The following is a 24,307-nucleotide window of genomic DNA, read 5'->3' as shown; positions in this document are numbered from 1 at the left end:
TATGTATCAACCATTTAGCAAGTTAATTGAAGGTAAGAACGACGAGTTGCTGCGGCCGTCGCCGTCGGATGTAGAAATTTCCGCCAGGATGGAACGAGAGGACTTTTCTGGCCGGCAATCGGAACCTACGATTGTCGAATATTGGCAGATGCTGTACCGGCGTCGCCGCACCATCATGGCCTGCACCCTGGGTCTGATCGGTTTGGCTGCCCTTGTTTCATTTACCATGACCCCTCGTTACAAGGTCGAAAGTCGCATTTCAGTCGGTAAAGAGAACCAAAGCATGCTCGGGTTCAAGGATGAAGGCTCCGCTCCGATTGATGAAGTCGAGTACAACATGCAGTTGGACGCCCAGGTGAAAATCCTCACCAGCGACACAATCGTCCTTCAGACCCTGCGACAGCTACACCTAATCGGGCCCGGCAACGCTCCTGCCCCGCGGGAGACTGGCGAATTGGTGTCATCCCCCATCATTCCTCCTAGCAAGGAGGATATGACCTTGCTTTCAGATTATGAGGACCGGCTTGAGGTTTCGCGTGTTCCCCACACACCGATTATTGAGATCAAGTTCACTGGTCCGGATCCGAAGCTTGCGGAACAATTTGTGAACGAGTTGGTGCGTACCTATATCGAGCAAAACTTCAAGACCCGGTACGAGTCCACACAGCTGGTTTCCGGCTGGTTGTCGAAGCAACTGGAAGGCTTGCAGTCCAAGATTGAAACTTCCCAGGCCGCACTTGCCAGCTTTCAAAAGCAATACGGCATCCTGGGAGTGGACGATAAGCAAAACATCATTACTCAAAAGCTTGACGATCTGAACCGCAACCTGACCAGCGCTGAGTCAGACCGGATACAAAAAGAAGCAATGTACCAGGCGACACTTGCTGGTGATCCTGAGCTAATACCCGGAGTTGCGGACAATCCGGTGATCAAACAACTCAAAGACCAGCAGGCCCTGATCGCCAGCAGTTATGCACGTGCCACCGCTCAGATGGGTCCAGCTCATCCGCAGGTAATCGAGCTCAAGAGTCAGCTTGATCAGATTGACTCGGCCTTGGGAGCTGAGTTTAAGAAGATCGCGGGGCGTCATCACAACGATTACTTGATGGCACTCCATCGCGAGCAGATGCTGCTTGGGGCATTGAACCAACAGAAGCAGGCTGCTAACCAGCTTAATGAGCGTTCCATCCAATATCAGATTTTGAAGCACGAGGTTGAATCCACTCAACAGCTGTACGACGGACTCTCGCAGAAGTTGAAAGAGGCAGGAGTTTCGGCAGGGCTCAGGTCTGGCAACATTCGCATAGTTGATTATGCGCGGGCGCCGTTCTCTCCCTCGGTACCCAACATTCCCCTCAACTTGGCGCTTGGCCTTATATTGGGATTTGTGGGCGGCGGCACGCTGGTTTTTGTCCAGGAGCGGCTGGATAGCCGCCTTCGCTCCCCACGCCAAGTGGAGACCATCGCCGAGTTGCCATTGATCGGAATTGTCCCGCAGATTCCGGCAGCCACCAACGGCAAGGATGCCGGGAATGGTAACGGGAAACGCAGGCTGGGCGAGAGCCGGGACGCCTCGGCTGTGATCACTCACGCTCAGCCCAACGTCGAACTGATGGAGAGTTATCGCGCCCTGCGGACATCCTTATTAATGTCCCCCCAGGGGCCGCCGAAGGTCATCATGGTCACGTCCGCCCTCCCCTTCGAAGGAAAGACAACCACAAGCATCAATTCAGCTGTCGTGCTCGCCCAAAAAGGCGGCCGCGTATTGCTGATAGACGCAGATTTGCGCGCCCCCCGTATTCACAAAGTGCTCGGATTGTCCTCGGAATATGGTCTGAGCACTCTGCTCAATGAAGCTAATCAGATTAGTGATCGCGACGCAATTGTGCAGTTTTCTCGCGTTCCCAATCTGTTTGTGTTGCCCGCAGGGCCCCTGTCTGCTCAGCCTTCACAATTGCTCGACTCGATGGTCATCCGCCGCAAGATTGCGGAATGGCGCCAGCTCTTCACCCATATAGTCATTGATACTCCTCCTGTGCTTTCTTCGAGTGATTGCCTGGTGTTATCTGCCGACGCCGATTCGGTCCTGCTCACCATGATGGCGGACCAAACGCCTAAGGCGGCGCTGCTCCGAGCGCGCGATCTTCTGCTCAGCGCCAACGCCAAACTGGCAGGTATCGTGGTGAACGGAGTGGATCTGAACTCACCGGACTTCACTTATTACGGTTACTACGCCTATGGCGATGCCAGGGCGACCAACAGCTAGTATTCGAAATTGAGGTTTGTTATGGGTATGGTTAATAAATCGGCAATTTACCTCTTAGGACTCGCGCTATTGTCTTCTTTGCCTTTTGCCCGGGCCCAGGTGAAGTCTGAATCACAAGTCCCCTCAGCTGCGCCTGCTCAAGCCACTAGGACTGACGCTAAGATCCCCGAAACTCCGTCCGCTACTTCGGAACTGCCCATCGGATCGGGAGATCTGGTTGTGGTAAATATCTATGGGGTCCAGGATTTTAAGCAGGAAACCCGGGTCAGCAATTCAGGCGAAATCTCGCTTCCCCTGATCGGCGCGTTACATGTAGCCGGTCTCTCACCTGCTCAGGCCTCCAGTTTGATCGCCCAGAAGCTGGTGGATGGGAATTTCTACAAGAATCCCCAAGTCTCAGTTCTAGTCAGTGAATACTCCACCGAGGGGGTTTACGTTCTGGGGGAAGTGCAAAAACCGGGCTTTTACTCGATCTTGAAAGCTCGTAATCTCTTACAGGCAATTTCTCTTGCCGGGGGCACAACGCCGAAGGCGGCTCGAAGAGTCACTATTTCGAATCCCAACCGGCCACAGAAGCAAATCGTTGCCACCCTTGCCGGCCAAGCGGATACCAAGCAGGAGAGCCCGGACGTACTTCCTGGGGACACTATTGTCGTAGAAAAGGCCGGTGTAGTTTATGTGGTGGGCGATGTTCGCTTGCCCAGCGGCATCGTGCTAGAAAATGACAATCTTACCGTTCTGCAGGCAATCGCCTTGGCCCAAGGCACGAATCCAACCGCGGCCTTGAACAAGGCCAAGCTCATACGACGCACCGCCCAAGGCCCCGAGCAAAGGGACCTTCCACTTAAGAGAATGCTTGCGCTACAAAAACCCGATGTAAGGGTACAAGCTGAAGACATCATATTTGTTCCGACCAGCGCCACCAAGGCATTCTCCAAGCGCGGCATGGAAGCCATCCTGCAAGCCGCCACTGGGGTTGCCATGTACAGTCGTTATTAACCAAGCTGAAGCGTTGCACTGGCGGAGGGTCCCTCATTGCAGCAGGCAAAAGGGGCTCTCGCACCTGTTTCAAGCTAGCGACATTGGACCGGCGATGGCCCCTCGATAGCTCAAGGCAAGAAGATGTTCGTAGGGTCGCTCCCCTTGTCTATCCCGTCGGGTGTCTTGTTGGAACCGTAGATGCCATCGCCGCTCCGAATGTAAATATCCGTAGTAGCAGGTAGTCCAGAAAACGTGTTGCCGAAGATGGCCGGTCGAGCGCCGTATACAACCAAGCCCGCAATCGCCAGATGTTGGTCGTCGTAGATGGATGCATTTTCAAGGTGGAAATTGTTGTCTTTGATTACAAAAATGTCGAGAGCGGCCACACGACCGCAGCAAAAGACCCCACCTATGACGGTGGTGTTGTCGTCCGTTCCCGGAACTTGATAGAACTGCTGCGCGGTGTTGTACTTGGCTTGACAACTGATAAAGCTGTTGTTGGAGTTCCCGGTACCAAACGTCGAGATTCCGTTTCCTGTATTACTAAGTCCTTGGCAGTTCACGAATGTGTTGTGAGTCGATTGGTCGGTCACGCTGATACCGTTGTGCCCTCCACCGGCGCCGGTAGCGATTATGTTCGTGAGCAGATTGTAACTGGAGCGCTGGGTCTTAAATGCGCGGCCAATTGATCCGTGTTGGTTCGCCGTGATGTAGGACAGAGTGCTCATGTGGACCTTGCGGATGCTGAAACCGAAGCCGTGTCCAACAGAATTATTGATCAATACGTTTTGGACCGTCGCGACCGTTTGCCGAGAGAGCTGCATCGCATCGCCGAGCTTGGAGCCACTTGAGGTGACCGTCAATTCATGCAAGTTGTTGCCGTAGCCCATATCTATATTGATGCCCGGGCCTAACACGTTGGCTACCGAGACATGCGCGACTTCGCAGTTTGCCGCCATCGCGAGCGTCAACCCTGAAGTTGACGTTCCGACGTTGGTTCCCCCATCTATCGCCAGATATAGGACCCGTGCTCCAATGATGGGTGTCGAGATATTCTGTACATAGCTGCCCGCCGCTAAAGTAAAGGCCTGCGCGAATGTGCCATCGAAAGTGGCAACGTCCCCAGCAGTGCTGATCACCCGCACCAATTGCTGATGGCTGATCGGTGGCGTACCCGGTCCGGTTGGCAGGTCGGAAACTAAAACGTAACTGCCCGCTTGGATGCCGAGGGCAGCTAATCCACCGGCCACGACCGTAAACTTGTTGGAACCCAATGCGGCATTCGCAGCCAATAACGTCGAGCCGGTTAAGCCCTGGCCGGTGACCGTTAGTACTTCAAAGTTCCGAGTGCCGGTAGCTTTCAGCGTTACACAGGTGGGATTCACCGCCGGCCCGGTTACGGTGGTATTGCTGGTATAAATCGGTCCAATCGTGGAGCTCACGATGTATGTCCCGCAAGGAAAGTAAAGGGTAGCGCCGGTCGAAGGTATGGCGGCCACGGCGCGATTAATGGCTGCCGTATCATCGGTGGACCCATTTCCCGTCGCCCCGTAAGTTGTGACGTTAATGGTGCCCGCCAGGCCCGATTCAGCGATTGCAAGAAGAAGTAGGATTAGGAAAATGCTCGCTTTGCCCACTGAATTCCTCCAGACGCAGGTTCGATGTTCGATGTTCCATCTATTCGCGTTCGGGGTCGAGATTACAGTTGGGCGGGGAGACAAGGCGTGTGCACCATTCGCACATGCCCTGATGTTCATGTACTTCAGTGCGCCCTCCCATAACCGCTCTCCAAAGATAGTTGCCAAAAATTGTTATTGGGGGAGACGGGGCGCGCTAAAACCAACCCTAGCACGATAACGGCTCATGAGAGGATTACCGGGGATCAAAAAGAATCTTAGAAGGCAACATAAAACCCCCTAAAACACCTTAATTGTCTTAAGGTAAATTACTGTTTTTCTGGATTACGCATCGCGACCCACGAATGGTCAGGAGAAGGATTGCAAGACCGGCCCCCGAACGCAGGACGCCGAGGAGTTTTACATTTCTTCAATAACTGTTAGATTTGATACACACCGACACTGACGTATAACACCTGTTCCCACGAATTCTAGCCTGCCGTTTTCAACGCAGCGATTCACAGATGGAGATGAAATGGAAGTTAGCCGGAAACCTGCCCAGTCTCGGAGAATGCGGCTTTTTTTCTCAAATGTTCGCTGGAACCGTACGTCACGGGCGAATATCGGCCGCTATGGTATGCCAAGCATGAGTGTCCGGGGACTACTTTGGCTGCTGCTTATTTCGGCTCAGATGTTGTTGGCGGCGCTACCCAGCCGGGCTCAGGATCCCGCAACTGTGGGCCAGTGGTCGGCTCCTCAAAGCTGGCCTTTTCTTGCGGTGCACGCCCACATGTTGCCGACGGGTAAGGTGCTGTTCTGGCCTTCTTTTGACCTCGGTGATAACCCCCAACTCTGGGATCCGGCCACCAACGCTGTTACTGCCGCGGTGCCCGCCGGCTTCAATATTTTTTGCTCGGGGCATTCCTTCCTGCCCAGCGGTCAACTGCTGGTAGCGGGTGGCGAGATATCCACCAACTATGGCATTGCTAGTGCCGCTATATACGATCCGGTTAGTGGTAGTTGGACCAATCTGCCAAACATGAGTGGCGCACGCTGGTATCCGACCAACACAACCCTCGCGACCGGAGATGTTCTGGTCATATCCGGTGAGATTAGTCCCGCTGCGGGTAATTACGCGATGCCCGAAGTTTGGCAAACTGCCACTTCATCATGGCGGGAACTTACCGGCGCCCAATTGATATTGCCGCTCTACCCAAAGATGTTTCTCGCGCCCAACGGGTCGGTATTCTATGCCGGGCCCAGTTACAACACTCGGTACCTGAATACGAATAACGCCGGGGCTTGGACATCCGTGGCTCGCACTCTCTTTTCTCCTCGCGACTACGGTCCAGCGGTACAGTACGATGATGGCAAGATATTGCTGGCCGGTGGTGGTAATCCTCCCACCGCTACAACTGAGACCATAGATCTCACCGCGAGCTCGCCGCAATGGCAGTACGCTGCGCCCATGTCGGTGGCTCGTCGCCAGCACAATGCAACTCTGCTGCCGGATGGAACGGTATTTGTTTCGGGCGGATCTAGCGCACCCGGATTCGACGATCCAAGTCAGCAGGTTTTGCCGACTGAACTGTGGAATCCAAAGACCAACACCTGGACGACCCTTGCGAGTCTCAGCGTGTACCGCGGATATCACTCGATTGCAGTGCTTTTGCCGGATGGGCGCGTTTTGTCTGCCGGAGGTCGCTATGCAAGTGCTGAGGTCTTCTCTCCTCCTTATTTATTTAAGGGGCCGCGACCTGTGATCCAATCCGCTCCCACATCGGTGAATCCCGGACAGACCTTCTTCGTCGCCACTAATGACGCTGCCAGCATCAACAGTGTCAACTGGATCGCACCCTCGTCGGTGACCCACACCTTCAACATGGGCCAGCGCATCAATCACCTGACGTTTACCCAGGCCCCCGGGGGATTGAACATCACCGCACCTGCAAGTAACAATTTGGCCCCGCCTGGACCCTATATGCTGTTCCTAATCAACAGCAATGGTGTGCCCTCCGTTGCGAGCATGGTAACGTTCACCACTGCGGCCTCGCCCCCGAGCGTCCTTTCCTTTAATGTGGCATCTCTTAGTTTTGCCGGCCGGCTATTGAACACCGTCAGTGCGCCCCTTACCGTTTCTATAACCAATGTAAGTCAAGGACCGGTTACCATTAACAGCATCGTAGCCAACGGAGATTCCTTCTCCATCGCCAGCCATACTTGTAGTACTCCGCTTCAGCCTGGGCGCATGTGTACCGTCCGCGTGCTTTTCCAGCCTAAACTGGTCGGAGCGAATACCGGGACAATGGTGGTGAATCATTCTGACCCCACCAGTCCCAGTCAGATCGGGCTGAGCGGAGCCGGATTTGGTCTTAAAATATCAGCCACGAGTTTTGCTTTTAGTACTCAACCAGTCGGGGTCCCGACAACCTATAAAGCTTCTTTGACCTTATCCAATGTCAGTACCGCACCCATAACCATCAACAGCTTGAATTTCTCGTCGGCGGAGTTCAACGCGACCAACAACTGTGCTATTACGCTGGCTGCAGGTGCATCCTGTGCGCCAGGGATCACCTTTACCCCTTCCGATGCTGGTCCGCGAAACGCTACCCTAAACATCAGCGACACGGACCCGAGTAGTCCTAGCCTCGTGGTCCTCAGCGGTATGGGGAGCAATGTTCAGTTCTCCACCAAGGCCGTTGGTTATGGCAGCGTGGCCACAAACGTTACCAGCAAACCCCTCCCCATAACCCTCACTAACCTGGGCGGTAGTCCCTTAACTATTTCTAGCGTTAGCGTGGTTGGACCGAATGCAACCGAGTTCAACGTTTCAGGTAATACATGTGGCGGCAGCGTGCCCGCTGGGACCAGTTGCAGTTTCGCAGTGACCTTCAGTCCAAGTGCGCTGGGTACTCGAACGGCTAACTTGAGTGTGGTGAATAGCGATCCTGCAAGTCCACATATCGTGGGCTTGACGGGGATCGGTGTGCCATATCTGAGTAGTATCAGCCTGGTACCGGCAAGTCCGACCATCACAATTGGTAGTGCGTCGCAGTTGATCGCTAACGGAAACTATAGCGACGGCAGCGTTGTCAACCTGACAGCGTCCGCAAAGTGGGTGAGCAGTAACAGCAATGTCTTAAGCGTAAACAACGTTTCTGGAAGCAAGGGGCTTATAAAAGGAGTTGCCGCAGGAACGGCAAGCGGATCCGCAAGTTTTGCTGGGGTGACCGGCACCACTCAAGTTACGATTCAGGCTACCAGCACCACGAACCTTTCTTCTGGTGCGAATCCCTCAACATATGGACAGAGTGTGACCTTCACAGCTGCCGTGCTGCCTAACTCCGCAACCGGGTCTGTGCAGTTCTACGACGGCAGCAACCTGCTGGGGACCACGTCACTTAACTCCGGAGCCGCCTCCTTTACGACGTCTTCTCTGGCTGCGGGTACTCACAGCCTGACCGCGGTATATTCCGGCGATACCGCTACTGCCGGCAGTACTTCCTCGGCCCTGACACAGACAGTCAATCAATCGGCTACATCCACTTCGCTTGCGACTGATGTTAACCCCTCGCCTTTTGGTCAGGCGGTGACCTTTACGGCCAGTGTCTCTCCCCCGGGGGCGTCAGGCACTGTGCAGTTTTTCGACGGTGGGACATTGCTCGGAAGCGCATCGCTAACCGGTGGTACTGCTTCATTTGCAACTGATGCCCTCACGGTCGGTGTACATTCCATGAGCGCGGTGTACAGCTCTGATAACAACTTTGCTGCCAGTACCTCGCCGACATTGATGGAATCGGTTGAGTAGCTTTATCGTTCATCGTCACACTCCTCCTTTACGAAGAGCTGACGATGCAATCTTGACAACTATTCTTATTGTGTTCATGTAGGGAGTGCAGATGAGACTGATTTCGCGTGTTCGCTCTTGCCTGGGATTGACGGCTTTATTGGTTGGGATGATGCAAACTGCCTTGGCAGCGCCGGAGTACACAATCCTTGAGATCGATGCCAATTCCGGCAGAGATACCGTTGGTCATGCCCTAAATCTCAATGGTGAAGTAATCGGCCGTGCTGGTCAGAGCCACGGCAGTGACTCCCGCGGTTTCATTTGGGGAGGGAAGAACCACATCCAAAGACTGCAGATGCTCCAAGGAGGCGATTCTGGCAGCGCTTTTGCGATTAATGACTCTGGAGTGATTGTGGGTGAATCGAATACATCCGAATCTGTACATGCGGTGCTCTGGACTCGAGACGGAACTCTCCGCGATCTGGGTATGTTGCCCGGGGACACCGGGAGCCGAGCCTTCGCCGTTAACAATCGAGGCGAGGTCGTGGGTTACTCCAGCGGAGCAACTGGGGTGCATGCATTCGTTTGGTCGAGCCGGACCGGAATGCGGCGTTTGGCCAATTTCGTCGGCAGCCGTCACGCCGAAGCTTACGGTATCAATAATAAAGGTGAAGTGGTTGGGGCCTGTGATTTGCCGGCCGGATCACACGCTTGCCGCTGGTCCTCCACCGGGCAGGTGCAGGACTTGGGTGCCCTTCCTGGCGATACTATGAGTAAAGCCCAGGCCATTAATGATCGCGGCGAAATTACCGGCTCTTCCGGTAGTGCATCCGTAAGGCATGCATTTATATGGACGCGGACCGACGGTATACAGGCATTAGACCCACTTGGGGGTAGTAACATGAACGAGGGTCTGGCCATTAATAACTCCGGCCAGGTCGTCGGCACGGTAAAGACTTCTATCGGCTCGCGGGCCTTCGTCTGGACCCGCAAGGACGGAATGCAGGACCTCAACACCTTGGTCCCTGCCGAATCAGGTGTACTGCTGACGTCGGCGTTGAATATCAACGATCGTGGGCAGATCCTGGTGGTTGGGGGCATGGCAGGTGATCTGCTGCACAACGTTCACCTGGATGACGAGCAGCACGCAGGACCGACCCATCTTTTTCTGCTCACACCAGTGTCAGGTTCAAGGAAGCAGTGAACAGACGCGCCTTCAGCCTTCCCATTTAAGATTGCGCCGTTGAGTTAATCCAACATCGAGGACTACCTTGTCTTCCCTTCGAACTCACCTACAGCCGGAACCGAAGTTGACATCTTCCCCGGGAGTTGTCACCGCCCGCATAAACCGACAAGCAACCAAACCCGTTTCCAGGCCCGCTTTGAAATTTTGGGTGAAGAGTGCGGCGGTTGCCTCAGTGTCGGCCATGATAACTCTGTGCAGCAAAGTGCTCGGAGTTTTCTTTCCCGGCGAATACCGACCCAAGAGCAACAGCCAGTTTGTCAGCTCCGAGGCTTGGGTTCGACAGTATCGAATCTGGGAAGAGAAGCGCGATTTGTATCTCGCTGAGGCTACGGAGCGCTCCTGCCCCTTATGCGGTAGCTGGCAGGCACGCAAGCTTTGGAATACCGCCGATGGCTACCGCTATGTGGCTTGCGAAGCTTGCAACATGGTCTATAGCAGTCCCGCATTGTCGGACGAACAATGGTCGGAGTTTCTCAAGGAATGTAGGGATGTACTCGATCCGATCAACCAGAAACTCGTGGAAACCCGCCTTTCACCCCTCTCGCTGGAGGGGGACGAAGAGCGTTTCAGCGAGTACCTGTGGCGGATCGGTAAGCACATGAAGCCGGGCCGCGTACTCGACGTTGGCTGTTTGACCGGGAACTTCCTGGGCGTGGCGAAGCGGATGGGCTACGAATGCACGGGTGTGGAGGTCTACCGCGACGCCGCCGTGGCAGGCGCGGAATTCCACGGTATTCCGATCATTCCCGGATTTTTGGGCCAGGTAGTGGAAACCCTTGGTCGCGAGCAATTCGATTTGCTCACCATGTGGGAAGTCCTGGAACATGTAAATCTCCCCGCCGCCGAGTTGCGCAGGGCCTACGACCTGCTCGCTCCAGGCGGGCTGGTCGCTGTTACCGTCCCGAACTTTGATAATCTGCACTTTCGCGTTCTGCAGGACCGCTGTTTTCATGGCATGGGCGGACCTGGCAATCCCGGTCACATGAATATGTTCACTACGGGAACGTTGAAGGAGATGTTTGCTAAAAACGGATTTAAGGTTCTCACTATGTTTACCGAAACCGGTACGGACTTCGACGAACTGCTGGCGTTTCTGTCATTGCGTCTTGATGTTATAAGTTCATACGAAAACATATTCCGAGCACGGTCAGAGGTTACTCGCTCTGGTGAGCATTACACATTTTTTAGCAATTCAGTAATGAACCTGATTTCCAAATCAGCGCCTTTCCTCCGGGTGTGGGAAGCGGCCACCGGCAAAGGCGGCCTGATCTTCGCCATTGCTACAAAGGTCTGAGATTCTGTACCCTCTCTCGGGACGCTAAAAGGAGTAGCTGAAAGTTTGTTCTGCCGCCGTGTGCTTCTCCCCTCTCAGGAATTTATGTGCTGCTTGCGGCCTGTCAAGGTTTTATTGATCGCCTTGCTCTGCTGCCTTACCAGTACATTCTCCCCTGGCGCCACCCGTGATGTAAGCGTCTTCGGTGCTGTCGGCAACGGCAAAACCGACGCTACGGCCGCTATCAATCACGCCATCGCCGCACTGCGGCCGGGGGACCGGTTGTACTTTCCTTGCGGCACCTATCTCATTACCGCCGAATTAATCATTCATACCAGCGCATTGACTATCGGCGGTCCGGCCAACGATTGCGCGACTCTGAAACTTAGTGGGACCGCGGATATTGTGGGTTTGCGGGTTGCCGGCGGTGGGTTGAGTGGCCGCCGCAAACTAGTTTCAGATGTGACCGACAATACCTTCACCGCCGAAAAAGGGGCCTTGGTAGAGCTGAAGATCGCTCCTGGTGACTATGTGCTGGTGTCCGACGTGGCGGTTCAAAGCAACGGTCCCAATTCTCCTCTTATTGCCGATCAGCAACTGGTTAAAGTCGCTTCAACCAGGGGTGATACTGCGACCATAGAGAATTCATTTTCATGGTTGTTTACGGTGGCCGCCGGTACATACATACAAAAATTGACCCCCATCTCTGGAGTGATCATCTCCCACCTGAGTATTGATGGATCAGGGAACACTGGAGCGTCGAGCCGTGGCCTTGACTTGAATTTCGCCGTCCAATCGGAAATCGGGTACGTGAACGTCTCTAACCTAATGGGAACTCAGGCCAGCGGAGGTATCAGGCTGGACACGGGATACGAAAACCACGTTCATGACGTTACCTGTACTAAATGTGGTAACGGGGGCAGCGGTCGCGGTGAGGATTCCATCGGCTTCCAAAGACAGACACTCGCGGCCATCGAAAGCGTGAATGTAGTTAACACCAACGAGCAAAAAGCTTTCAGTTTTGGCTTGCGCGAAACCCACTACAGCACTCTTTCAAAGATAAATATTGATGCGGGTAGCGCTGATGGGCGGCCGTTTAAATTGCAGAGGGCCAGCCATAACACCATTAATGGCGCAACCGTCAAAAATGGTGGCGGCAATCACAACGGCATAAGCATTACCGATATCTCGCAGTACAACACTTTCAACGACTGTGTTGTACTCAACAACACTGGCGCCGGTATTTCGATGTTTGGAAATCAGAACATCCACAATACCTTCAACAACTGTACCGTTAAATACAATACGAATTCGCAATTGGGCCAATCGTGGACCTGGGACCACCAGTTCCAGGACCACTACACCACAATTAACGGCGGCGTTTACTGTTGTGCCCGCGGACCGCACGCCATCCTGCAGATCAACTCCGACCACTTTTCGATGTCGAATGCTACCGTTTACGATGATAATGGCATGGCGCCATTTGGGCTGGCCTTGGCCGGGAAAGATGCCGTCGTCACGAATAACCGGTTTTCCGGATTGGCCAGAGGCCGCGATGTTTACGTCACGCCCCAGACCCACGGCACTTTCTCCAGCAATTCCATACCTGACGGAACCACCCCTGCTGAGTTCGCCAGTCATTTGCGCTAATTTTCAGATAAAAACTGCAAATTAATTCACTCTCATCGCAATTCACTTCATCGCTTCATCTGCAAGATACACATCAAGATACATATTCAGAAACAATTCATAATTAAGCCGATTTTTGTCTTGACAACTGTTTACCGTGGCTGCAGAATCACGCCGCACTTGCACTTTGCAATACCACTCAACGTCGTTTTTCCATTGATACACAGCAGAGTTGAAAGGCCTTCTACATAAGCGCGCGCAAGCTGTCGATATTTGCGCATCGTCTTGGGTTGATGGTTGTCCGTTCTTGAATCGGTATGACTGTATCTGTACCAATTGAATTTAGAAGCACACTAAGGAGCTTCAAATGAAAAGATTTTTTGCCTGTTGTATTGCCATTGCCGCAATGGCAGCGGTGGTCTGTATGGTCTCCCCCAGCGTCCTGCAGGCGCAAACCGAGAACATACAGCAGCGCGCTGTCACCAGTGGCACAATCGCCGCCCACCCTGCAAGTGAGCTGCGGCCGGCTGCTCAAATGAGCGCTGCCCAGCACCAACAACTGGAAGAGCTTCACGAGGCCCGGATGAATGCTGTTCTCAGCCGCACCCCGGCGGTACTGCCCGGCCCTAATCGGGGTGTAGTCCAGCAATTGCGCCCTGCTTCGAACGTAAGCGTGCAACCGCGATTTCCCGAAGTAACCAGTCCTCCAGCGGGCGGTGTTTTTCCTGCGGGTGGCACTGTGTACGTCGGTCGTAATTTACCTTACACCGTGGTTGGCGATGGAAGATCGGCTGTCTTTGAGCCTGCCAATGCCTCCGATGGTCCGTACGTCTTCTATTCGGCGAACTGGAACCGTGGCTATGCTACCGATGGCGGGACTACGTGGACAACGATTCCCGACGATGCCGGACCGGCCTTTGCTCCCTTCTTTTGCTGCGATCAGGACGTGTACAAGGACGAGGCTTCCGAAACGTTCTTCTGGTCGGAGCTCTTCTGTAATGCAAACTGCAGCGTAGGCGATGTTCGCATCCACGTGCGTAATCTGGTTTCAGGCGATAACTGCTTTTATGACATCGACCCTGATCCGGTGAACCACCAGTGGATTCCCGACTATCCTCACATCAAGGGCACCTACCAATGGTTGTACCTGTCCACGAACGAGATCAGTACATCTAACCAGTGGGTCTCTAAGATGCGCCGTTTCAATATCAACCAGATGGCCAACTGCGTTGGAGCCGGTCTTCAGGAGTTTGACTACACCGGAGCGGACACCGGACAGCGGGTCTTTACTCCCGCCGCCGGCGCTAGTGACACAATGTTTTTCGAATTTCAAAAGGACGCCAGCACCTTGCGAGTCTTCCGGTGGAGGGATCTTGACAATTTCCTTAACTTCGCCGACATCGCCGTTGACACCACCAACAATGGAGCTGGATCCTGCTTTTTCAACGGCGTGAACTGGCAGAGCTTCTTCCTGAGCACGTCGGTGCACGGGTTTACGGTGAAGTCTACCGTTGCTCGTGATCGCGGCACGGAATACGTTGCCGTGTACTGGAATGGGGCCCAGGATGCGTCCCATTCCGCCTCCTACACTCACGCCGCACTGGTGCGAGCGACAGACTTTGCCTTGCTCTCCCAGCCACACCTGGCAAACGGTGCGTCGTGTATTGGTTACGTGAACGTCGCCAGCAATGAAAACGGGGACATCGGGTTCTCGGGTCTGTTTGGCAGCTGCCCTAGCGGCTCCTGCGGCGTCGGTCCCGCGACCGGCTTCATTGGTGTCAGTGACGAGAACATCTGTGCAGGCACGAGGGGAAACCCGTGTAACGCGATCTTTACGGCCACAGCGAACCAGAACGCCAGCCGCATGGGCGATTACACTACTGTCAACCGAGGCAACACCTGTCGGCAGGCTTTCGTAGCTTCCGTATATGGGCTGCTCAACGGCGGGGTCAACGCTCGCTCAAATGAGTTTGCTGACTCTCAAAGCTACGAATGCTATCGGGCCCACAAAGGCTCGCATCGCATTTACCCATAATTCGCCGAAACCATCGTAAGTGGTTTCTTAACCTTGGGGAGTCCAGCCCGGTTCTCAGACTGGACTCCCTCTGTATTTTAGAGGCCATCGGTCCCGCATTCTGACCGACGCCATCGCCGATGTCCCCTCCGCGGTTCCGCAACTCCGCAGTCTTCTTGTCCGAGTACATGATTGAAACTAAGAGCGGCTTGCCACAGATCAACACGAAACTGCGCTTCGCATTGGCTCACGGTCGGCAGATGGCGGCAGCCTTGGTTTTTGTGTCCGCGCTGTTGGTTTACCTCCTAACGCTCGCCCCCACAGTAACCCTGGTGGATAGTGGTGAACTGGTTGTGGATGCTCGGAACATGGGAATTGGGCACCCCCCGGGATTTCCCTTTTACCTGTTGTTGACGCATTGGTTTACTCTTCTCCCGATTTCCAACGTAGCCGCCAGGGTAAACTTCGCCTCAGCCTTCTTTGCTGCTTCTGCCGCCGGTTTACTTACGCTAGCGCTTGCTCAAATAGAAGCTCCTCTGCTGAGAGGATCGGAACTAGGTGAACCCTGGCGTGCACGTGGCCGTGGCAGCAGCGAACGTGAGGAGTTTCACACCCAGACGGCTGCGGGAGAACACTGGAGACTTTTCACTCTTCTGGCCCCAGCGCTCATGGCGGGAGGAGTCTTCGCTTTTTCGCGGACCCTCTGGTCATACGCCACCGTTGCTGAGGTGTACTCCCTGAATTCCTTGCTGCTGGTGTCGGCCCTCTTCTGTATATTGCGATGGCGCAGTACGGTTAGAGACAATGCGACAGAGAACCGCTGGGTCTATCTCGCCGCGCTCGCGCTCGGATTAGGTCTCGCGGTTCACCATGTAACCGTTGCTCTGGCCTTGCCCGCATTCCTTTGGTTGCTCTATTCCATTGGTGGCCTTGAGTTCTTTTGGAGCAGACGGTTTCTCTATGCTTTGCTATCCGCCGCCGCAGGGGTGTGCGTTTACGTTTATCTCCCGATTGCTGCCTCGCGGCACCCAGTATTGAACTGGGGTGACCCACGCACTCTGGAGCGAATTTGGAACCACGTCACTGCAGTCCAGTACCGCGGTGGTATTGAGCTTTCAATTTCCCGCATTTTCGCTCTGGCCAAAGAATTTCTGATGTATGCGTCCCGGGAATTCGGCCCGCGGTGGCTGCCCTTAGTTTTTGTCCTGGCAGCCCTCGGTTTTGGAACATTGGCGAGACGAGATCGCGCGCTGTTCTATTTCGTGCTGGTTTTCATATCGGGGAACTTGGCGTTCAACTTTCTTTACCAGATTTCGGAAGACAAAGATGCATACTATCTACCCATCTATATTGCCGTCGTGATTCTGGCAGCGGTGGGGGTGCGTTGGCTGACCCTTAAGGCGGCAAGTATGAGTCTCGGGATCGCCGGGTCTTATGCAGTTATGGCCGCACTCGTGCTGGCTTCCATAGGGGTGGCCTTTGTCGGCAATTTTTCGCACAGCAATCGCCGTCGCGATCTCGTCGCCCGGGAGTATGTGGACAACATCCTCCAAACTGTTTCCCCTGGAGGCATGTTGCTGACCACCGACTGGCAGGTTTTTTCACCGATGCTTTACGCCCGCGAAGTCGAGGGCACGCGCCGAGACGTGATCTTACTCGATCTTGAGTTGCTGCGCCGCTCGTGGTATCTGGACGATTTGCAGCAGCAATATCCGGATCTTTTCCGAGATATGCAGAAGCCAATCCTTACTTATCGTCAGGAGCTGGAGCATTGGGAAAGTGATCCGAAGGCATATGAGTTGGATCTCAACTTGAGTCGGCAGATCAGCACCGCATTTTCCCAGCTCGTGATCTCGTTGGTCGCAGACCACTCACGCGCCAAATCAGTCTATGTCACTCAGGACGTACTTTCGATGGCGCGCGCCGGCAAGGAAAGCTGGGCACAAAGCATGGTCAATATGGGACTGGTGCCCCAAGGTTTGGTGTTTGCACTTGCGGGCAATCGTGAGTTTGACGATCCAGCAAATGCCCCTTTGCGCCTCCGGGCACTACAAGAACGCAGCCGCCAGGTTGACGATGACGATGTGGTCAAAACCAAAGTGTTGCCAGCCTATCTCAGCATGATTCTAAATCGGGGTAGATACCTGCAGATGAAAGGCCACCCTCAAGAAGCCCTCGCCGCCTACAAAGAAGCGCTGGCCATCGATCCCGCTTCCGAAGCCGCTCAAAAGTTAGTCAGTAAGGCATTAGAGGGTATGGGAACTCGTGGTGAAGCCTCTCACTAGAAGAAGCGTTCTTTGGATCCGTTATGGCAAGAATTGCATGGTACTGGGGTCAAATACTTTGATATCGACTGGAACGACGTTGGAGACGTCGCCAGGCGCAGCGGAATTGCTGACTGCGAGCTGGGCTTGAATGGATGCCGCTGTTACTGTGCTCGGAATGCTCGCAACCAAGCGTGTGTCATTGCCGAAAGTGGTGGGTATTGCGCTTCCATTCCAAAGCACTTGGGCGCCAGAGTTGAACTTTGCTCCGTAAACCACCACTTCAAAGCTGGTGTCCTTGAGCACTACATTGGGCGCGTTGAGGTCCAGGATCTGGAATCCCGGAATGGTGATGGTTAACGATGCGCTTCCGGATTTCGTCGGGTCCTGCACGCTAGTTGCGACAACTGAAACTGGGGTGGCGGAGCTGACGAAAGGAGCTAAGTACATTCCGTCGGTCGAAATGCTCCCCGGCCCGTTGAGGCTCCAGGTAACTGCGGAATTTGCGGCATTGCTTACCGTCGCAGTGAATTGCCGGGATGCGCCAGATTGTAGTGTCTGAGTGCTCGGTGAGACGCTTACTGCGATGCCGCCTTGCGGTGCCGATTTTCCTCCGACTCCGCAGCCACTTAGCCAAAAGGTCGTCATCGCCAGCAGCAACGTCGGAATCCAGCTTCTTTGTCTCATCGCGTTGGCCACCAAAACAACCATTTCTAGGGTAGCCACGCGTAAAAAGAGCGGCCAGATTACTAAGGACAGCAGCCAAGCGGCAAAGGTACAATGCCAATCCGCGCACTGTTTGGCGACAGCGGATGGAAACCAAAAAGCATTAAGGAAGGGTAGATGAAATCAAGAACCGGATTTTTATTGCTAGCTACACTCTGGCTATTAAGCGGCTTAGATGCATTGACCCAAAATCAATCCCGGAATGCCCCTCCAGACGCGTCGGTGGTCATGCCTAGTCCTAAGACTTGGGGAATGAGTACTCCCGGGGCCAAGCTTGCTCTGCGAGAAAAGAGCCGCGCGGAAGTACAAGGTACCCCTGTGATTATTTATGAGCTTTGGGCGACAGGACTACCCAAAGACCTTGACTACACTATGTGGATATGGGATGTGGGCACAGATCCCCGCTCGGCCGCCAATGTGCTGCTAAACGATGAAGGTAAGGCGGTTTTTCGACGGGCTAATTCCGCTCTACACGTTACCGAGGAGCCACTTGATTTCAAGGTCGCTGCTGTCCGGGCTGAGCCGAAGCGAGTAGGTTTGGTCACTAACGATGGTCGCCTGCGCGCGTACGGAGAAATCGTCCCGTTTCCTGTGGAAGCCAGCAGCGGGTCTTGCCATTTGAGCATTCAAATGCTGGACTTGGACTACTCCGTTGTAAGACTTCAGGCGGCTGGGTTCCAGCCGAATGAAGAGCTCACGATCGAGAGCGGCTCGGCGAAGGATAGTAAGCAACAAGCCAAGGCAAGTCAGGACGGCACTTATGCCGCTACTCTGAATTTACCTGATATTAAGACGCCTGCTGCCGGAAAGGTTAGTGTTCAAGCAAAATCATGCACGGTAAAAGTTGAATTTCCGTAGAGTCTACCTGGGACCGTGAAACAGTTTTGGCCGACTCTCGCCGTGCTTGTTGTTTTGGGCCTTTGCGTCCCTACAACCAGTGGCCAATTACCAGGAAAGACTTTTCACCGTCTCCGGGCTCCCACATCCTCCCTGCGACCCGCCAAGCGAAAACTGGACAGCAAGTCCTCCTCTTCAAAGGTCCCGGTTTTCAGGGACATCGGCCTTCTCTCAGGACTAAAAGTTCAACACATCTCGTCGCCCGATAAGCGCTACATTATCGAGTCCATGAGCGGCGGCGTAGGGTTATTCGACTGCGACGATGATGGAAGGCTCGACGTCCTGATTGTGAATGGTTCTACTGTGGAACGCTTTCGGGAAGGCGGCGACCCAATGGTCACGCTTTACCACCAGGAGTCGAACGGCAAGTTCACAGACATTACCAAGCGCGCCGGTATGTTACGAAAAGGGTGGGGCATGGGAGTGGCCGTCGCTGATTTCGACAATGACGGAAATCTGGACGTCTATGTCACCGGCTACGGCGGTAATGTGCTCTATCGTAACAAGGGCAATTGCGGCTTCGAAGATGTAACCCAAAAAGCAGGCGTTCGCGGTGGAGGTTTTAGCTCCGGAGTAGCGTGGGCTGATTACGATCGTGATGGTTATGTGGATCTTTTCGTCAGCCGCTACGTGCATGTCGAGATTGACCATCTGCCAGCCTTCGGCAGCACCCAATTCTGTCATTACAAAAGCATCATGGTTCAATGCGGCCCTTGGGGAATGGTAGGAGAAAGGCCGTTCCTATTTCATAATCGTGGAGATGGGACCTTCGAAGAGGTTTCGCAAAAGGCCGGGATACTCGACCAGGGTTTTCCTGGGCTGGGAGTGGAATGGGCCGATTACGACAACGACGGGTGGCCGGATTTATACGTTTGCAACGATGCCTCTCCGAACAATCTGTACCACAACAATCGCGATGGAACATTCCAGGATGTTGGCCTGCCGACAGGCGCCGCTCTCAGTGGCGATGCGATGGCAGAAGGGTCTATGGGGGTTGATTGGGGCGATTACGACGGCGACGCGCGTTTGGACATGGTCGTGACAAATTTCGCGGAGCAATCCAACGCTCTGTACCACAACCGGGGTGACCACGGATTTCTTGATGTACGTTCGTCGGCAGGCATAGCCAAAGATAGCTTTCCCTTGGTGGGTTGGGGTACAGCGCTTTTCGACATGGATAATGACGGCTGGCTGGACTTGTTTGTCGCCAGCGGGCACATCTACCCTCAGGCCGACACGATCCCGGGAAGTTCGAAATATGCCCAACCGATACTGCTCTATCGAAACCTACGCAACGGAGCGTTCGAGGAAGTTTCCGCCCCCGCAGGCCTTCGCGCCCTGCCGTTGGAGTCTCGGCGTGGTGCGGCGTTTGGTGATATTGCCAATACCGGGAACGTAGATGTCCTGGTCTTGAATGTCGGTAAGCAGCCGTCGCTGCTGTTGAACACGGGGGAGAGTTCAAACCATCGCGTTTTATTCAAATTAATCGGTACCAAGAGCAACCGCGCCGCTATCGGCGCCCGATTGGTGCTTCGCGCCGGCGGCCTGACGCAATTTCGCGAGGTGCGTGGTGGGGGAGGATATCTGTCGCAGAGCGACCTCCGTTTGCACTTCGGGCTCGGAGTCCATGACAAGATTGACTCCATCCAGGTACTTTGGCCCAGCGGCAAAGTTGACGAGTTCAAAGGCGTGCGAGCTGATTACATCTACAAGGTTGTTGAAGATGGCGGTATGCAGGTCATGAAGCGTTTACCCTCACTGAAGCGGCATTCCACCTCTTGAGTGCAGATCGTCCTGAATCTGCGGTGTTTTTGCTCAGGTGTTACCGGTGATGATGGCAACGTTGTTTCCCACCGCGACCACGTGGTAATGGCGCAGATCAGTAAGCTCTACCACGATGCGCGTCACCGCTGGTGTATCTCGAAATTGACTTGCTCGAACTTCGGTCACGAAGCCCGAATGCACCGCCATTCGACTGTGGCCTTCGGCCAGACGAGTATTGGGCAGGTCAATCACCAATCTGGGAGGATCAGTCAACCTTGCAACCTGTGGCGTGACCGGCACGTTGCAGACTATTTGGATCGTAAGGCCATCCACATTGGGGCGTACATCTAAACGCTGCACGATCGCGGGTCCATCTGTTGCCGTTGTTTGCCCGTTTCGGGGATCCGATTGGATAATCGCTTTTGAGTTGAACGCAGACTTATTGCCCGGCCTGGTAGCCGGAATGGCCGATTGCGGCGGTTTGGGATCGGTGGCTGTCTTTACCGGCAAAGGATGACGGCGGTAAAGATTCTGGGCAAGTAAGAGAGCCAAAATAAGTCCACAAGCTACCCATACCGCGTTCCAACCCCACAGCCGCGGCATGACCGGGGATCTTAGCCAAAACCTCCATTGTGGAAGCTCCGGCGGCCCCGGAGGACTTTCCCTGATGGTTTGCTCAAGGGCGGGCTTTCCCTGAAACGACTCACACTCCGGGCAAAATAGCCAATGACTAGGGCACCGAGCTCCACATTTTTGGCACCTGGAGAGTGCAGACTTTTGCACATCGTCTTCATGTAACGGTAAGGTCATGTCGTATTGACGGCTGCCCATCTTTTGTTTGGCTTGTTGTTATTGTCTCTGAGATACTAGCACCAAGCCCCAGCCATGAGTTACCCATTCCATAGTGATCTCGCAGCGGACCTGGTATTTGCCTCTGGATTGTTCCAACGCGATAAAAATTATGCTTCAGCACCTTATTTCCTTGCAAGCAGGTGCAGCCCTGCATTCTAATATATCTGGCTCGAGTTGATTTCCGCTTTGCTCCGAATCCCGCTCTGGTCGCGTGTTGGGAGGGATTTACTCACTCCTGACTGAGGGCGCGTTCATTGTTTCACAACAGGTCCTTTCAACCGTCGTAGGAGATGAATGATTATGGTTGGCCAATATCTTATCGCCCGAATCTCTGGCGTGTTTTTTCTTGCAATCTTCTTTCTTGGTTGTGGAACCACTGGCTACTCTGCGACGTCCGCAGTCGGCTTGTCAGTGAATCAGTTGAACTTCTCAACTCAGGTCGCGGGCACCACCAGCGGCGCAAGGCAGATCACCCTGACAAACCAAACCCAAAGACGATTGACTATTCTAATCAGCGTGAGCGCAGGGTTTGCTCAAAGCAACAACTGCTCTCAGCTCTCCTCAGGCGCCCAATGCACCATTAATGTTGCCTTTGGTCCGTCTGGGGTGGGACCCGTAACTGGTTCTCTGACCGTAACCTCCGCTAGCCGCTTTGGCAGCATTGCTACAACCACCATAAATCTTTCAGGAATCGGTGTTCCACCGGTTGTGATCTCACCCATGGCAACGGCCACATTCGCCGCAAGTGTGGGCAAAACCAGTTCCGCGACCACCCTTACTCTGACGAACTATCAATCCGTTCCATTAACTATCTTCAGCATCGTAAGCAGCGGCAATTTTGTTCAGACCAATAATTGTGGGTCTTCGCTCGCTGCTCTCGCAAGTTGTGCGATTCTGGTCACATTTAGCCCGAAATTCGCGGGAACCGTTCCGGGTGCTTTGACTATCACTGATGACGCGAACGGTAGCCCACATGTGCTGGCCCTTTCCGGAGGCGCCACCGGGTCCCCTGTCTCACCATTAACCTATTCTCCAGCAAGAGTGTCGCTTAGCAATCAGATCGTGGGCACGACCAGCGCGGCGAAGCCAGTTACTGTCACCAATAATGGCCCGGCTCTTACCATAAGCAATGTAACTGCAAGCGGGAATTACTCACAAGATGGCGCGTGCTCCGGAGTGACTCTCTTGACCGGCCAGGCGTGTACGATGAATGTGACGTTTCGTCCCACGATAGATGGAAATACTTCAGGCGCAATTACGCTGACCGACGACGCCGCCACCAGCCCACATGTAGTACAGGCGAGTGGCGTCGGTGTTCTTTCCACGTCACTGTCTTCCTCAAGCTTGAACTTTGGCGGAATGTTGGTAGGCAATACCAGTGCTACGAAATCGACCATTTTGACCAATAACTCGTCTTCACCAGTGAGCATAAGCAGCATCGTGGCCAGTGCGGGTTATTTGCAGAGTAACAATTGCGCTACATCCTTAGGCGCAGGAGCTAGCTGCACTATCAGCGTGAAATTCACCCCGACTCAAGCCGGCACTTTCAATGGTTCCGTTAGTATCGCCTCCAGCGCCAGCTCTCGGCCTCAGATATTGAGTTTGTACGGCACCGGTCTTTTAACCACCTCCCTCAACCCGACCCAGGTGGAGAATGCTGCTGCCGGGGATTCGTCCTGGCAGATCACAAATTTAGCGACACATCGTGAGATCGAGGGATACGCCTCCGAAAGCAGTATTAATCACGGCGAAGCCGTGAACTTATTTGTTAATACAGCAGCACCCACATACGCCCTGGATATTTACCGCTTGGGCTGGTATGGAGGTAGTGGAGCGCGCAGAATGCTCCCCACGATCACCCTGGCAGGGGTGCAGCAGCCAGCACCCTCAATTGATCCGGTCACGCGCATGGTCGAGTGCTCGTGGATCAGTCCTTATACTCTCAACGTCCCGAGTACTTGGCCAAGCGGAGTCTATATGGCCAAACTGACGGCCACTGGAACCGGTAAACAAGCCGGCATCATTTTTGTGGTTCGCGATGACGCGCGTTCTTCCAACATCCTGTTTCAGGTCAGTTTAAATACGGACCAGGCCTATAACGATTGGGGTGGCTATTCTCTGTATACAGTTCCACAGGCATACAAAGTGTCCTTCAATCGTCCATACTTCTCCGCCTACTGGGGACTGGGAGAGTTTCCTCGCTGGGGAATAAATCTCGTGCGCTTCCTTGAGCGAGAGGGATATGACGTCTCCTACGTGGCGGATGTGGACACCCACATCAACGGAAGTCTGCTTCTTAAACATAAGGTATTCGTTTCTGTGCCTCATGACGAGTACTGGTCCGGGCAGATGCGGGACAACGTCGAAGCAGCACGTGCAGCGGGTATTGGTTTGGCATTCTTAGGCGCTAATACCGGATACTGGCAAGTCCGGTTTGAGCCGAGCCCCCTTACGGGAGCCGCAAATCGCACCATGGTGTCCTACAAGAGCGCGGCACTTGATCCGTTCAATAACGATGGCAATCCCAACGACAAGCGACTCGTAACCGTCCGATTCCGTGACTCTCCGGTCAATCGCCCAGAAAACTTGCTGGTGGGGGTTATGTATCAGAGTTCTCACGTCTCTGGAGATGTGGTGCTGTCCGCCGCCTCACATTTTCTTTTTCAGAACACAGGGCTGCGCAATGGCGACCATTTCTTTCAAATGCTCGGCTACGAACTCGATACGCTATTTAGTAATACCCCTGCGGGAACGCAAGTCTTGGCGAGCTCGCCGTACTTCAACGGCACGCAGAGCTTGCTTTCCGATATGACTATTTACACGTCGCCCGCGGGAAGTTTGGTATTCGCCACTGGCACTATGCAATGGGTCTGGGGTCTGGACGACTGGAGGATGACCACAACAATCCATCCCATCCTGGTAGACCCGGCGGTGCAACAGATAACCCGTAATTTATTTAAACAGTTTGGAGCGGTCTCTCCAAGTCAATAGT

14 protein-coding genes are annotated in these 24,307 nt (G+C 54.1%); 11 read left to right on the top strand and 3 right to left on the bottom strand.

What is annotated here, in order from left to right; genetic code table 11:
* Position 1: 1 nt before the first annotated feature.
* Positions 2-2,266 (top strand): polysaccharide biosynthesis tyrosine autokinase, encoded by a 2,265-nt coding sequence (locus VFA76_06820; protein HZR31549.1) that lies wholly within the window; start codon positions 2-4, stop codon positions 2,264-2,266.
* A 21-nt stretch (positions 2,267-2,287) separates the two neighbouring features.
* Complete coding sequence (locus VFA76_06815; GenBank protein ID HZR31548.1) at positions 2,288-3,265, top strand: polysaccharide biosynthesis/export family protein; 978 nt, start codon at positions 2,288-2,290, stop codon at positions 3,263-3,265.
* Positions 3,266-3,375: 110 nt separating this feature from the next.
* Here the strand turns inward: VFA76_06815 and VFA76_06810 are convergent, their stop codons facing one another.
* Complete coding sequence (locus VFA76_06810) at positions 3,376-4,884, bottom strand: glycosyl hydrolase family 28-related protein (GenBank protein ID HZR31547.1); 1,509 nt, start codon at positions 4,882-4,884, stop codon at positions 3,376-3,378.
* Positions 4,885-5,434: 550 nt separating this feature from the next.
* Here VFA76_06810 and VFA76_06805 point away from each other — a divergent pair.
* The 6 genes from VFA76_06805 to VFA76_06780 all read left to right on the top strand — a co-directional run bounded on the left by VFA76_06805 (position 5,435) and on the right by VFA76_06780 (position 17,097).
* Positions 5,435-8,671, top strand: coding sequence for an Ig-like domain repeat protein (locus VFA76_06805; GenBank protein HZR31546.1), 3,237 nt, complete (start codon positions 5,435-5,437; stop codon positions 8,669-8,671).
* 91 nt (positions 8,672-8,762) lie between these two features.
* Positions 8,763-9,854 (top strand): hypothetical protein, encoded by a 1,092-nt coding sequence (locus VFA76_06800; GenBank protein HZR31545.1) that lies wholly within the window; start codon positions 8,763-8,765, stop codon positions 9,852-9,854.
* 190 nt (positions 9,855-10,044) lie between these two features.
* Complete coding sequence (locus VFA76_06795; GenBank protein ID HZR31544.1) at positions 10,045-11,190, top strand: class I SAM-dependent methyltransferase; 1,146 nt, start codon at positions 10,045-10,047, stop codon at positions 11,188-11,190.
* 84 nt (positions 11,191-11,274) lie between these two features.
* Positions 11,275-12,819: a glycosyl hydrolase family 28-related protein gene (locus tag VFA76_06790; protein HZR31543.1), complete on the top strand. Its 1,545-nt coding sequence runs from the start codon at positions 11,275-11,277 to the stop codon at positions 12,817-12,819.
* 346 nt (positions 12,820-13,165) lie between these two features.
* Positions 13,166-14,833, top strand: coding sequence for a hypothetical protein (locus VFA76_06785; GenBank protein HZR31542.1), 1,668 nt, complete (start codon positions 13,166-13,168; stop codon positions 14,831-14,833).
* Positions 14,834-15,000: 167 nt separating this feature from the next.
* Positions 15,001-17,097 (top strand): DUF2723 domain-containing protein, encoded by a 2,097-nt coding sequence (locus VFA76_06780; protein ID HZR31541.1) that lies wholly within the window; start codon positions 15,001-15,003, stop codon positions 17,095-17,097.
* A 21-nt stretch (positions 17,098-17,118) separates the two neighbouring features.
* On the opposite strand, the gene VFA76_06775 is transcribed toward VFA76_06780, so the two are convergent.
* Positions 17,119-17,763 carry a hypothetical protein gene (locus tag VFA76_06775; GenBank protein HZR31540.1) on the bottom strand — a complete coding sequence of 215 codons (645 nt, stop codon included), beginning with the start codon at positions 17,761-17,763 and terminating at the stop codon, positions 17,119-17,121.
* Between the two features lie 291 nt (positions 17,764-18,054).
* On the opposite strand from VFA76_06775, the gene VFA76_06770 reads away from it, so the two are divergent.
* Together VFA76_06770 and VFA76_06765 are read left to right on the top strand one after the other, a co-directional pair.
* Positions 18,055-18,660 (top strand): hypothetical protein, encoded by a 606-nt coding sequence (locus tag VFA76_06770; GenBank protein HZR31539.1) that lies wholly within the window; start codon positions 18,055-18,057, stop codon positions 18,658-18,660.
* Between the two features lie 267 nt (positions 18,661-18,927).
* On the top strand, positions 18,928-20,481 hold the full coding sequence (locus tag VFA76_06765; protein HZR31538.1) for a CRTAC1 family protein: 1,554 nt from the start codon (positions 18,928-18,930) through the stop codon (positions 20,479-20,481).
* Positions 20,482-20,514: 33 nt separating this feature from the next.
* On the opposite strand, the gene VFA76_06760 is transcribed toward VFA76_06765, so the two are convergent.
* Positions 20,515-21,015, bottom strand: a complete 501-nt coding sequence (locus tag VFA76_06760; GenBank protein HZR31537.1) for an AMIN domain-containing protein — start codon at positions 21,013-21,015, stop codon at positions 20,515-20,517.
* A 594-nt stretch (positions 21,016-21,609) separates the two neighbouring features.
* Between VFA76_06760 and VFA76_06755 the strand changes: the two genes are divergently transcribed.
* Positions 21,610-24,306: a N,N-dimethylformamidase beta subunit family domain-containing protein gene (locus VFA76_06755; GenBank protein HZR31536.1), complete on the top strand. Its 2,697-nt coding sequence runs from the start codon at positions 21,610-21,612 to the stop codon at positions 24,304-24,306.
* Position 24,307 lies beyond the last annotated feature (1 nt).

This window comes from Terriglobales bacterium, from assembly GCA_035651655.1.
In the GTDB taxonomy this organism is placed as follows: domain Bacteria; phylum Acidobacteriota; class Terriglobia; order Terriglobales; family Acidobacteriaceae; genus DASRFG01.
Note: the sequence above shows the minus strand (reverse complement) of the source record. Positions and strands in the feature narration are given on the sequence as shown.